Origin of the sequence: Candidatus Palauibacter sp. (assembly GCF_965208055.1) — a bacterium.
In the GTDB taxonomy this organism is placed as follows: Bacteria; Gemmatimonadota; Gemmatimonadetes; order Palauibacterales; family Palauibacteraceae; genus Palauibacter.
Genome location: NZ_CBDBNY010000004.1, coordinates 227203 through 240000 on the forward strand (window position 1 = coordinate 227203; position 12798 = coordinate 240000).

Sequence of the window (12798 nt, forward strand, 5' to 3'; positions counted from 1 at the left end):
CGACAACGAGCGGGTCGTGAGCCGGATCATCGACACGACACCGCGTACAAGCCCCAGGTTGACCGGTTCCGGAAGAGGCTGGACTGCCCAAGCTTCGAGGAGCGCGGCACCGACGCCCGGGTCCTCCCCGAGGTGTTATTGGAGACCGCGACCACGGCCAGACCCCGCCGGAGAAACGTCAAGGGAGCGACGGCGCGGCCCGTGATGTTCCTCCGGAAGTGGTTCGGGGACGGGATCTACGAATTCGTCCTGCGGCGGGCGTTCCGATGACCGATCCGGCGCCGACGGAGCCTAACCGATTCCCGGGTTGACGAACTCGAGTACGCCCCATCCCTCGCCGCCCGAGTCGACACACCTCCTCAGCAATGATACTATATTATCATGTTACTTGATACTACAGCGGAGAAGCCCGATCCTTCAGGCCGCTTTGTGCTTCGCATCGATCCCGGCCTGCACGGTGCGCTGCGCTCGGCTGCGCATGCCGCGGCCACGTCACTCAACGAGTACTGCGCACGCAAGCTGGCGTCTCCGGGTGCGTGGCTGGACGAAGAGGCCTGCGGCCTGATCGGGCGAGCGGCGGCGCTTCTCGGCGAGTCGCTGGTCGGCGTCGTCGCCTTCGGATCCTGGACGCGCGGCGAGAGCCGAGCGGCGTCGGACTTCGATGTCCTGCTGATCGCGGAAGACGGTGTCCCGATAACAAGGGAACTGTACCGGCGGTGGGACAGCGAGCCCGCCCTTCATTGGCGCGGCCACGAGGTCGAGCCGCACTTCGTCCACCTCCCGTCCGAGGGAGCCGTGCCCTCCGGCACATGGGCGGAGGTGGCGACCGACGGTATCGTGCTACATGAGCGGGGCCTGGAGGTATCGGAACGGCTCGCGGGTATCCGCGGCATGATCTCGACGGGCCGGATCTCCCGCCGCCTCGTCCACGGGCAGTCGTATTGGGTGCGGACCGGTTGATGCGGAACGTCGGGCTGGCCGCGGACTATGTCCGGCGTGCAAGGATCCGGCTTGGGGCCCTGGACGTGCTGTTCAAGGAAGAAAGCTGGCCGGATGTCGTTCGGGAATCGCAGGAGATTGTGGAACTGGCGCTGAAGGGGCTGCTTCGCTGGTGCGGAGTCGACCCGCCCCGGATCCACGACGTCTCGGACGTGCTGCTCGCGGAGAAGGACCGGTTACCCCCGGAGGTGGCCCGTGAAGCCCGGGCCCTTGCAGACTCGTCGCGCCACCTGCGCCGGGACCGCGAACTCGCGTTCTACGGGGCCGAGGATCTGACGCCGACCGGATTCTACTCAAGGGCGGACGCGGTGAGCGCTCGCGACGCCGCACGCCGAACCGTGGAGGTAGTGTATCCGCATGTCATGGAAGAAGTGGGAGAAGAAGGTTGACGGCGCCACGGTCCCGGCGGTGGGGCGCTCCGTGACTTTGCCCCGGCTGGCGGCCTGCACGGCGGCCGCGGCCGTCCTCGCGGCGTGTAACGGCGCCGCGCCCCCCGGCGATGCGTTTCTCACGCGGGCGGAGCGCACCGAGTATCGCGAGACCAGTTCCTATGCCGACGTCGTGGACTTCCTCGAGCGCGCGGCGGCGAGCGATGCGTCGGTCCACTACACGACGTACGGCTACACGAACGAGGGACGGGCGCTTCCCCTGGCCGTGGTGGGCGACGTCGGCGACGCGAGTCCGGCGTCCGTCCGGGCTTCCGGCAAGACGGTCGTCTACCTGCAGGGCAACATCCACGGCGGCGAGGTGTGCGGGAAAGAGGCGCTGCAGATGCTGCTCCGCGACCTCCTCGGCGGCCGCCACGGCGAATGGCGGGAGTCGATGGTCCTGCTCATCGCGCCGATCTACAACGCGGACGGCAACGAACGGGTGAACCTCGTGAACCGCGGCCGCCAGCACGGGCCGGTCGGAGGGATGGGCCAGCGGCCGAACGCCCAGGGCTACGACCTGAACCGCGATCACATGAAGCTCGACTCGCCCGAGGCGCGGTCGGTGGCGCGGCTGTTCGGCGAGTACGATCCGCACGTCGCCGTCGACCTGCACACGACGAACGGGACGCAGCACGCGTACCACCTCACCTACTCGCCCCCGCTCCACCCCAACACGCCGGCCGAGATCGACGACTTCCTGCGGGAGGGACTCTTCCCTCACGTGACCGGGGAGGTCCGTGAAAAGTACGACTGGGAGTACTACTACTACGGGAACGCGTCCTCGCGGGGTGGGGACGCCCTCGGCTGGTACACCTTCGACCACCGCCCCCGCTTCAACAACAACTACATCGGTCTCCGCAACCGGATCGCGATCCTGAGCGAGGCCTACTCGTACGCGACGTTCGAGGAGCGGGTGCTCGCCACGCTCTACTTCGTGGTGGAGATCCTCGACTACGTGCATGAACACGCGGCCGACGTGCGGCGCATCGTGGCGGATGCCGATGCCGCCGGCGTGACGGGCGATTCGCTCGCGCTGCGCGCCGTCCCCGAACGCTCGGCCGCCCCCGTCGACATCCTCATGGGGGCCACCGTCGAGGAGGCCCACCCTCTCACCGGGCGTCCGCTGCTCCTGCGCGCCGATACGCAGTACGTCGAGACGATGTACGAATACGGGACGTTCGCGCCGACGCTGCGCGGGCGCGTGCCCGAGGCCTACCTGATCCCTGCCGGCCTGGGTGATGTCCTGACCCGGCTCGCGGCACACGGCGTCGCGCTCGAGCCCGCGGGGTCGGTGCCCCTCGAGGTGGAGGCGTTCCGGGTCGATTCGGTGGGCACGGCCGAGCGGCCGTTCCAGGGACGCAACGAGCAGACGCTCTTCGGCGGCTACGAGGCGGATCGCGTGACCCCCGCCCCCGGCGACGTGCTGGCGCGGACCGACCAGCCGCTGGGACGCCTCCTGTTCAGTCTGCTCGAACCGCAGTCGGACGACGGTTTCGCGAACTGGGGGTTCCTGGCCGACCGGCTGCGCCCCGGCGAGGCGTATCCCATCCGGCGCGTCCCGGGAAACTGACCCGCTGGCAGCCCCTCCGAACACCTCCGTCTGGCGGCGACGGTCTCTCTCCGCGGAACTTCCGCCGCGGTGATCGCGTTGATCGTGCAGCCGATCAGCGAACCATCAGCGGACCATCAACGAAAGGACGCAGCGTGCAAAACGTTCAGGGTTTCGGCGGATTCTTCTTTCGGGCGAAGGATCCGGAAGGACTTACGAAATGGTATCAGGATCACCTCGGCATCAATCCCGCTCCGAGGGACATGGAGATGGCGCCCTGGGTGACCGAGTCCGGGGTCACGGTCTTTGCACCCTTCAAGGCCGACACGGACTATTTCGCGGCGGAGAAGACGTTCATGCTGAATTTCCGCGTGGCCGACCTGGACGCGATGGTCGCACAACTGAAGTCCGCGGATATCGACGTCAGCCACGAAAGCGAGATGGAGGGCGTCGGCCGCTTCGCCCGCATCCACGACCCCGAAGGCAACCCCATCGAGCTGTGGGAACCCGCGTCGTAAGCCGAACGCTTCAGGGAACGAGTTCGGGTCGGCGATACTTCAGGAAGAACACGCCCTCCTTGCCGCTCGACACGACGATCGTCCCGCTCGCGAAGAACGGGTAGTTCGACCACGAGCCGTCGAAGGTGACGGACTCATCCCACGGCACCGTGTCGAAGAAGCCGACCTCGCGCGGGTTCTCGCGGTCGCTGATGTCGAGCACGCGCAGCCCGCTCACGTAGTTCGACTGGTACATGAGATCGCCCACGATGTAGAGGTTGTGGTCGATCGTGAACGTCTCGCCGAAGTGCTCCTTGACGAGGATCGGATCGTCCAGATCCGACACGTCCCAGATGAGCGTGCGGCTGGCTTCCATGTCGGGTTCGGTCCCCGCCTCCTGAGCCGCGTTGACGGAGGACACCTCGTCGAGTTCGTCGTTCTGGTAGAAGTAGCGGTGGTCTTCGGTGAGCCAGCCCTGGTGCGTGTAGGCGACCGCGGGGTAGTCGGCCGTGGAGAGCGTGACGGGGTTGTCGCGGTCCGTGACATCGGCGATCACGACCGCGGTCTCGTTGGTGCCGAAGCAGATCTCCCGGCCGGCGTGCTCGGCATCCGGTCCGTGGTAGTTCACGCACTGCGCGTCGTGCGTGTAGCCGGTCCGCCTCCGGCCGGTGCCCGCCTCCGCGTGGCAGCCGAGGAAGCTCGGCGCCTTCGGATCGCTGATGTCGATCATGTGGAGCCCGCCGCCGCACGTCTCGCCGCCGCCGCTCGATCCGACGGCGTAGGCCGTCGCTGTCGCCTCGTTGATGACGACGTTGTGGGCGCTTGCGATGCCCTCGTACACCGTTTCGGGGTCGAATTCGACCGGAGACTCCTGCACGTCGCGGAGCCGCGTGAGATCGAACACCTGCATCCCGTGCCGGCCCGCGTTGTCCGCCACCACGAAGGCGTGGTTTGCGTAGACCTTGATATCGCGCCACGACTGGGTCCGCGAACCCGGCGTCTTCGGCAGATTGCCGAGATAGACGGGCGCCGACGGCTCGGAGATGTCGATGAACGCCGTGCCGTCCGTACGCCCGACGATCGCGTACTCGCGCCCCGTCTGCGGGTCGGTCCAGCCCCAGACGTCGTTCGTCTCGATGCGGCGGTCGGTGCCGCCGATCTCGTCCAGCGGCAGGAACGAGAGCACGTCCACCTGGTCGCAGGTGAACTGGTCCGCCATTCCGTCCTCGCCGCACTCCACCCCGGCCAGCGTCGAGAGGGAACGGCGTTCCTCCGGGATGAACAGCTTCGCCGTCTCGGTCCACCTTCCGTCGCGGTTCTCGAGCACGACGGCCGACCCCAGCGACTGATCATCCCACAGCTGGCCGATGACGGCCATGTCGCCCGCGGCCGACATGGAAACACCGAACCCATCCCCGGCGTCCGTGCCGGGACCCGCGCCGATCTTCGTCGCCGCGCTGAAGCTCCCGGACTCGGCATCCTGTGAGAACGCATAGATGGCGCCGAACCTGTCGGCTCCGGGGGCCGCGATCCACAGGTCGTCGTCGTGCGCCGCGAAGGAGGCTCCGAAGCCGGCGCCGCGCTGTCGGTCGAACGCGGCCAGGGAACCCTTTCGCACCCATTCACCGGAGGGTCGCCGCTCATGGAGGAGCACTGTGCCCGCCCCGCCGTCGGCGCCGGGCAGGCCGAGCAGTGCGTGGCCGCCTTCGATGCGGACGGGAACGTAGGGCGCTCCATTGAACGTGAGGGTCGCCGCCCGCGACTGGGTCTCGCCCGTGAACCCGAGCCGCGCCTCCTGTACCCACGCCCCGGTCGCATCACGTCCGAATACGTACCCGGCGCCGACGAACTGCGGTCCCCCCATCGCACCGACGATCACGCGTTCGCCATCGGTGTGGACGCTCCAGCCGAACAATTCCAGCACCGGGTCCGGATCGAGCGGGGCAAGGATGCCGTCCTCGGTCCATTCGCCATCCGACCCGCGCTCGAACACCCACACCGAATCGCCCGCTGCGACGACGAGGAGGTCGCCCGAGAGAGAGGCGGCGACCCCGAAGGGTGTGTCGAGAGGGACGCTCTCCGGTCTCAGGTACCGATCGAACTCCCAGCTGTCGGCCGCGCGCCGGTAGATCAGCACGCGGCCGTCATTCCTGCCGTTATTGTTCTCATCGACGCCTGGCGCTCCGACCAACAGCCGGTCACCGTCGACGATGACGAACCGGCCGATAAGGTCCGGTCCCTCCCGGTCGGGTACGCGAAGGATCCCGGCCTGTTGCCAGCCGCCTTCGCCCCGTTCGTACACATACAGCGCGCCGGGCCCCGCGTTCGTGCCGTCCCCAGTGCGTGCGACGGATTCGCTGACGATGATCCGGCCCTCGTCCAGCAGGACCGTGCCGCCGAACTCGAACTCCTGCGCTTCCGCGGCCGCAGCCATGAGGAGGCCGCAGAGGGCGGTGGCGAGGCGGCTTCGCGTTTGCTTCATGGAGGACATGGTATCCGATCCCGCTACCAGTTCAGGACGTGGAGTTCCATCATTTCGTCCGCGAGCGAGCGTCTGATCTCTTCCACGCGCCCGCGAGCCGCGCGGCCGTCGGCGTCGAGTCTCTCGGTCATCCGGTCGATCTCGGCCTGGATGGCCGCGACCTTTCCGTCCACATCGTAGTCTTCGATCTGGCGCTCCAGCTCGCGGATCTTCCCCTCAAGATCGTATGCGGCGATCTCGTCCTCGATCTGTCGGATGCGCTCTCTCAATTCCCCTACCTCGGCTCCCAGGGCTTCCCGAGCTTCGGCTGTCCTCGCCCACCGCATGACATCCTCGAGCGGAGAGAGCCGGCCCCGGTACGAGGAGAGCCGGCCGCGCAGACTGCCGATGTGACGCCGGTGGATCGAAATCCGGTCGCGCAGCGCGCCATGGTGACCCCAGTGAGCCGAGATCCGGCGACGCGCACTGTTGATCTCACGCAGGCCGGCATGTTCCGCGCGTATCCCGTCCACCTCCAGATAGCCGTGCAGTACCGCAAGCACCTGGTTCTGCCACTGACGTGCCTCGTCGTCGAACGTCTGGCGAACCCCGTCAACGCTCCACTCGTGTTCGATTCCGGTCGGGCCCTCGGTGACCAGGAGCCGGTGCGTCTTCTCGAACGCGGACTCGAGAAGAAGCCGGCTGTCGGCCCCCATGGCGAGGACTTCGGTGCCAGCGTCGTTAAGCACGACGCTTCCGTGTGTCCGCATGCACAGGTATATGCCCCAAACCGCGGTCTCGAGGATACGATCTTCGTCCTCCCGACCCGTGACCCACACGCGCCGGCTTGAAATCATCGACCGGATCGAATCGCTGGCGGCCGACCGGCACTCCATCGCCTGCCGGGCGAGAGGTGCCGGCTGCATCGGGCGGACGGCAGCAGTGGAGAGGCCCGCTACTCCGACGACGGCCACCGTAACGGCAGTCCGGGCGACGCTTGAACGCGGCGGCTGGCGCCGCAGGATGGACACAATTCTTCTCTCCAATTGTGAGGGTCTCACGATCGGGAGTGCGAGTACATTCCGACGTCGACCGTGCGCCGACGCCAGCAAAAAAAGAAGCCGTGCGTATTGGGAGGGACGCGCTCCGAGAGCCAGGACCTCTTCATCGCAGGCCTCCTCGCTGGCCAAATCCGCGCGTCGCGCCGCGAGCCAGCCGAGGGGATGGAACCAGTAGAGGGCGAGAACGACGCGCCGCATGAGTTGCCGCAGCCCGTCACGTCGGCGCACATGGACGAGTTCATGGGCCAGCACGACATCACGCTGAGTCGGGCTCCATTCCAGCGCCGACTCGGGAAGCAGGATCACCGGCTTCCACAGCCCGCCCGTCATCGGCGTCGCCACCGTCGCACTCGACAGGAGGCGTACGTTTCTCCGGATCCCGATTCGTCCTGCGGTCGAGGCGGCCTGCCTTAGCCAGTCAGGATCTCGGAGTGGGCGGGCCGTACGCACCAGCGTGCGCAGGCGAAGAGCTCCCGCTGCCAGAGAGGTCAGCGAAACCGCGCAGCCCAGCACCCATCCAACGAAGACGATGCGGACGGGGCCTGGAAGGGAGGGCCTCGGCTGGCCTACCTCGGCTGGGCCGGGAACGGCGCCGGGGTTCACAATTTCGGGGCCCCGCACTTCGACCGCCGCAACCGCCGGCCGCGTGGCGGCGACGGCCGTTTCGACGGCGGGCAAATGAGGATCGCTATGGGGGGCGGAGAGGATCGGTACGTTCCACGACGGGACCAGGAAGCTCAGCAGGGGAAGTGCGAGGACGAGGGCGAACGTCGTAGTCCACAACAGATGAAGCGTCCCCGGCGATCCGCGCCGCCCGAGCCATGCCAGGGCGAGGGCCAGCAGCAGCAGGAGCGTGACCCTTCCCGTCAAGCCGGCCGCGCCCGGAGCGGCGGCGACCAGTAGTCCGGTCACCGTCCCTCCCTCGCGGCCTGTTCGATCATCTCCGTGATGCGGGCTTGGTCCTCCTGCGTCAGATTGCCCTCGCGGAGCTCGAGCAGCATGGCCACGGCTCCTGCCACTGAACCGCCGAAGAAGGTGCGCAGGACGTGGCGCATGGCCGACCGCCGGGCGCGCACGGCCGGCGTTCTGGGCGAATAGAGATAGCGGCGTCCGTCCCGCTCGCTTACCAGGTGTCCTTTTTCTATCAGAATCCGCAGCGTCGAACGGACGGCGGAATACGTCGGCGGGTCGGCCATGTTCTCCCGGATCCGGGCGGCACTGGCGTTCCCCAGCTCGTAGACGAGGTCCATGACTTCGCGCTCTCGTCTGCTCAGCGGCGGGAGTGGACTCACTTCGACTGCCTCCTACGATTCCGGGACACGGGTTGCGGAGGGGAGCTGACCGAGCTTCAGATGCCCCAAGGCCCGTCAAGACGGACCGAGGCGCCCCTCTCTCGAAGACACCGTATCACCGTAGTGCTGAAGAATCAACACTTGGCCGCGGACCGCCATGTCGCGCCCTCGGTGGAGCGTCCGGAAGTGCTGCACGGCCTGACCGGCGTGCGCCGATTATTCCGCTAAGGATCGCGCGCCAGGGACTTGAGTAGTCCGGCGATCATGAACAACAGCACGACGCTCACGGGCAGGGCGGCGGCTATGGCGGCCGTCTGCAGGGCCTGGAGACCGTCGGCGAGCAGCAGCACGGCGGCCACCGCTCCCACCCCGAGCCCCCAGACGATGCGGAAACGCCGCGGGGGGTGCGGGTCGCCCATGCTGAGGAAGGTGGTGATGACCAGCGTGCCCGAATCCGAAGACGTGATGAACCACGTCGCGAGCAGGAGGGTGGCCATGGCGGACATGGTCCAGGCGAGCCAGTCGGCGTCGCTCATGCGGTCGATCGTCGCGTAGAGCGCGGCTTCGTAATTTCCGCCCCGCACCAGGTCGATGATCCCCGCCGTCCCCACGCCGCCCGCGGCGTTGAGCTCCAGGTGGATGGCGCTGCCGCCGAAGATTCCGAACCACACCAGCGCCAGGCCGGTCGGGACCACCAGCACGCCCAGGATGAACTCGCGCAGCGTGCGCCCGCGGGAGATGCGGGCGATGAACGTGCCGACGAAGGGCGCCCAGGAAATCCACCATCCCCAGTAGAAGATCGTCCAGGCGTTCTGCCAGGCCGTCTCCCCCGGGCCATCGGCGATCCAGAATCCCATGGGCAACACGCGCCACAGGTACTCGCCGGCGGAGGTGGCAATGAACTTGACGAGCCATGTGAGGGGGCCCAGCAACAGGAAGCACCCCAGGAGGATCACGCTCAGGCCGATATTCCACTCGGAGATGATGCGGATCCCGCGCCTCACACCGGACACCGCCGACAATGTCGCCGCCAGCGAGATACCGGCGATGAGGGCGACCTGCGTGACCAGACCCGGATCGACGCCGAACAGCACGTCGAGTCCGGTCGCCATCTGGCTGGCCCCGAGCCCGAGGGACGTGGCGATGCCGAAGACCCCGCCGAACACCGCGAGCAGGTCCACCAAGTCGCCGACCGGGCCATAGATCCGGTCGCCGATGAGCGGGTAGAGCGCGGAGCGCAGCGTCAGCGGCAGCTTCTTGCGGAACCCGAAGTAGGCCAGGCACAGCCCCACCAGCACGTACGCGGACCAGCCGTGGATGCCCCAGTGAAAGTAGGTGACGCGCATGGCGTGTACGGCCCGCCGCTCGTCCATCGACACGTCGCCCGCAAGGTCGGCGATCGGGTTGTTCGGGTAACCCGCGGCCCGGCTGTTGTCGAAATAGAACAGCGGCTCGGCGATGGAGAAGAACAGCAGTCCGATCCCAACGGCTGCCGAGAACAACATGGCGAGCCAGGAGAACCTGCTGAACTCGGGCGAGGCGTCCTCATCGCCGAGCCGGATCCGGCCGAACCGGCTGCACACGAGGAACAGGCAGGTGAACAGGCAGGCGCAGACGGTCAGGACATAGAACCAGTCGAGGGTGCCCTCGACCCAGGCGCGGACGCGTTCGAACACGGCGCCGGCGGCCTCCACGTCCCAGACCGTGGCGAGGACGAAGGCCAGCACGACCCCCTTGGCGGCCAGCGCCATCCCGGGATTCAGCCCCTTCCACAGCCCGCCCTGCGCCGTGGTGCGCCGGCGCCGCCCGCTCAACGACCGAGTGGCTTGTAGGCCCAGGGGGTTCGGATCATCGCTTGCGCCCCTCCGTGTCCGAGTCGTTCCGGAGTTCCCTCCATGCTAACATCGTGTCCGCCCTCGAAGCCTCACCCGGACGTTCCCGCGGGAACGTCTTCACCCCCCCGAGAGAAGACGATGGGGGAAGGAAGAGTGCCATGCGCAAAGTGATACTGGTCACCGGAGCCTCGGCCGGCATCGGCCGGGAAGCCGCGATCCTCCTGGCCCGGAAGGGCCACACCGTTCATGCCGGCGCACGCCGCCTGGATCGCCTGGAGGAGCTGACCGAACACGGCATCACGCCGGTGGAGATGGATGTCACGCGCAGTGACGACAACGAGCGGGCCGTGAGCCGGATCATCGAGGAAGAGGGACGCATCGACGTCCTCATCAACAACGCGGGCTTCGGCCTCTACGGGCCCGTCGAGGAGATCCCGCTCGACGACGCGCGGTACCAGTTCGAGGTGAATCTCTTCGGCCTCGCCCACCTCACCCAACTCGCCCTGCCGCACATGCGGGCGCAGCGCTCGGGCCGGATCATCAACGTCTCGTCAGTAGTAGGGAAGATCTTCGTGCCTCTCGGGGCCTGGTACGTGGCGACCAAGCACGCGCTGGAGGGCTGGTCGGACTGCCTCCGCCTCGAGGTCGCGCCGTTCAACATCCACGTCGCCCTCGTCGAACCGGGGGCGATCAGGACCGAGTTCTTCGATGTGACCAGGGGGCGGTTGGAGGAGTACTTCGCCGACACCGCGTACAAGGCGCAGTTAGAACCGTTCCTCAAGATGTTCAAAGATCCGAAAGCCAGGGATCGGAGCACCGAGGCCCAGGTACTCGGAGAGGTGTTGGTCGAAGCGGCAACGACCCCCAAACCCCGCCGCAGATACGTCAAGGGCCACATGGCGCGGCCCGCGCTCTTCATCAGGAAGTGGCTCGGCGACGGGATCTACGAGTTCCTGCTCCGCCGCGCCTTCCACTGACGTTGACGTTCCCGCGGGAACGTCTTCGCACGACATCACACGACCCACCGTCCGGCGCGCGCCGCTCAACTCGCGATGCGCCGCCGCCGTCGGACCGGGGTCGCCGTACGGTGTACGTACCGGGCTACCTCGCCCATGCCGTCGACGCCGATTTGCGCGCCCAGCGTCTGGTTGTAGTTCGTCGTCCCGTTGATGTCGTACGTGTAGCGGTGGCCCCACGCGTCCCGCACGTATTCGATGCCGGCGATCTCGATCCCCTCCTCGTTGCAGAGCCGGATGTACCGCTGCACCAGCGGGTCGTCCTCCGTGACCGGCGAGGGGCTGAAGAGACCGGGGCCGGTCGGACACACCTGCGGCGCCTCTTCTTCGTTTCTCTCGGAGGGCATCGGATTGCACGCATCCGAGGGGCAGAGTTCGAACCCGTCGGCCGTGGAACTCCGCATGGCGAAGGCGAAGCGGCCGCCCACGATCTCCACACGCGTGATGAACGGCTCCGGGGCATCGATGTACTGCTGGAGGATCATCCGGGCGCCGGGCCCGGCGTCGAACCCGTCGCCGTCGAGATGCCCCTCGAGTGCACCGGCGTTGTGGAAGAGATGGATCCCCAATCCCTTGCCGCCCTGGTCGTGCTTCGTGATGAACGGGCCATCGAAGGCGGCGGCCGCGGCGAGCAGGTGCTTCCTCCCCACCGCCAACACGGTGCGCGGCGTGCGGATCCCGTGCCGGCGCAGGACGAGGTCCTGCCGGAGCTTGCTCATCTCCAGCTCGAAGGCGCCGAGCCCGTTGATCACGCGGCGGCCGTGGGACTCCAGCCAGTAGAGGAGTTGGCGGGCGAGTTCCACCGTGTGGACGTGGCCGCGCGTGTGCGACGAGGGGCTGATGCGGTTGATCCAGACGCCCTCGGGCGGCGGAGTCGACGGGTCGACGAGCCCCTCGTTCACATGCACGAGGCGGACCCGGAAGCCCTCCCTCGCGAGTGCCTCCTGAAGGGGCGGAATCCAGGCCGGGTTCTCGTACAGGACGTGTATCTTCGGCAAGACGGGACGGATCATCGGTTTACTCCCAGGTTGAACCGGTTGAACGGTGTTCGGGACGAGGCGGAAGACGACGGCGGGCGGCGGATCGGGGCACAAAAAAACCGCCCGGGTCGGCGGACCGGGGCGGCTCGAAAACGGTTTGAGCTAGAGGCTCAGCGCATCAACACACCCGGATCCACGCGTCGTGGCGACACGAACACATACAAGCGCAGGTCGTGCGGGCGCAGGTCGCGCCGCGGGCGCGGAGGGGTCGGATGTCAAGCGCGTGGATCATGGCGCGAGAAGATGCGTGGGTGGGCATCGCGGAGCAACTTTGCCCGCAGGAGGACGAGCCACGGTCCCGTGCCGCGCCTTCCGCTGACCGACGCTTTCAGCCCGCGCGGGTGCCATTCGGGACCGGACGCTCCGGGGTCAGCAACGCCGGCTGAAGGTCGTCCTCGTAGCCGATGTCGAACAGTATGCCCTCGGAGACTTCTCCCATCATCTTCCTCGGCTCGAGGTTGACGATGAACAACGCCTGTCGACCCGGGCGTCGACTCGATCAACGACAGCGATGTTGATGGCGGGCTTCGTCGGTGCGGGCTTCATTTCTTCCAATCGATTCTCCCCTGATGCTCGCAGGTCACATCGATCCGTGCCGAAATAGACACGGACGGGAC

Annotated in this window: 10 protein-coding genes and 1 pseudogene; 5 read left to right on the forward strand and 6 right to left on the reverse strand. The window is 67.3% G+C overall.

The window, feature by feature from the left end; genetic code table 11:
- Positions 1 to 381: 381 nt before the first annotated feature.
- The 4 genes from ACOGXI_RS01255 to ACOGXI_RS01270 all read left to right on the forward strand — a co-directional run bounded on the left by ACOGXI_RS01255 (position 382) and on the right by ACOGXI_RS01270 (position 3497).
- A complete protein-coding gene (locus tag ACOGXI_RS01255) occupies positions 382 to 960 on the forward strand; it encodes a toxin-antitoxin system HicB family antitoxin (RefSeq protein WP_419937094.1) in 579 nt (192 codons plus the stop codon).
- Complete coding sequence (locus ACOGXI_RS01260; RefSeq protein ID WP_419937095.1) at positions 960 to 1388, forward strand: HEPN domain-containing protein; 429 nt, start codon at positions 960 to 962, stop codon at positions 1386 to 1388. The genes ACOGXI_RS01255 and ACOGXI_RS01260 overlap by 1 nt, the downstream gene beginning before the upstream one ends.
- Positions 1357 to 3000, forward strand: coding sequence for a M14 family metallopeptidase (locus ACOGXI_RS01265; RefSeq protein ID WP_419937096.1), 1644 nt, complete (start codon positions 1357 to 1359; stop codon positions 2998 to 3000). Before ACOGXI_RS01260 ends, ACOGXI_RS01265 begins: the two co-directional genes overlap by 32 nt.
- A 134-nt stretch (positions 3001 to 3134) precedes the next feature.
- Positions 3135 to 3497, forward strand: a complete 363-nt coding sequence (locus ACOGXI_RS01270) for a VOC family protein (protein WP_419937097.1) — start codon at positions 3135 to 3137, stop codon at positions 3495 to 3497.
- A gap of 10 nt (positions 3498 to 3507) precedes the next feature.
- Here the strand turns inward: ACOGXI_RS01270 and ACOGXI_RS01275 are convergent, their stop codons facing one another.
- The 4 genes from ACOGXI_RS01275 to ACOGXI_RS01290 form a co-directional block, all read right to left on the reverse strand.
- Positions 3508 to 5958, reverse strand: coding sequence for a choice-of-anchor B family protein (locus ACOGXI_RS01275; protein ID WP_419937098.1), 2451 nt, complete (start codon positions 5956 to 5958; stop codon positions 3508 to 3510).
- A 23-nt stretch (positions 5959 to 5981) separates the two neighbouring features.
- The gene (locus tag ACOGXI_RS01280; protein WP_419937099.1) at positions 5982 to 7910 is read right to left on the reverse strand and encodes a M56 family metallopeptidase; all 1929 of its coding nucleotides are present in this window, start codon (positions 7908 to 7910) and stop codon (positions 5982 to 5984) included.
- A complete protein-coding gene (locus ACOGXI_RS01285) occupies positions 7907 to 8290 on the reverse strand; it encodes a BlaI/MecI/CopY family transcriptional regulator (RefSeq protein ID WP_419937100.1) in 384 nt (127 codons plus the stop codon). Before ACOGXI_RS01285 ends, ACOGXI_RS01280 begins: the two co-directional genes overlap by 4 nt.
- A gap of 224 nt (positions 8291 to 8514) precedes the next feature.
- Positions 8515 to 10104, reverse strand: a complete 1590-nt coding sequence (locus ACOGXI_RS01290; protein ID WP_419937101.1) for a BCCT family transporter — start codon at positions 10102 to 10104, stop codon at positions 8515 to 8517.
- Between the two features lie 179 nt (positions 10105 to 10283).
- Here ACOGXI_RS01290 and ACOGXI_RS01295 point away from each other — a divergent pair, with 179 nt between their 5' ends.
- Positions 10284 to 11102 carry an oxidoreductase gene (locus ACOGXI_RS01295; RefSeq protein WP_419937102.1) on the forward strand — a complete coding sequence of 273 codons (819 nt, stop codon included), beginning with the start codon at positions 10284 to 10286 and terminating at the stop codon, positions 11100 to 11102.
- A 65-nt stretch (positions 11103 to 11167) separates the two neighbouring features.
- Here ACOGXI_RS01295 and ACOGXI_RS01300 read toward each other — a convergent pair whose 3' ends face one another.
- Together ACOGXI_RS01300 and ACOGXI_RS01305 are read right to left on the reverse strand one after the other, a co-directional pair.
- Complete coding sequence (locus ACOGXI_RS01300; RefSeq protein ID WP_419937103.1) at positions 11168 to 12154, reverse strand: ATP-grasp domain-containing protein; 987 nt, start codon at positions 12152 to 12154, stop codon at positions 11168 to 11170.
- A 355-nt stretch (positions 12155 to 12509) separates the two neighbouring features.
- Positions 12510 to 12665 (reverse strand): annotated as a pseudogene (locus tag ACOGXI_RS01305) (tRNA-binding protein); the annotation flags it as partial.
- Positions 12666 to 12798: the final 133 nt, after the last annotated feature.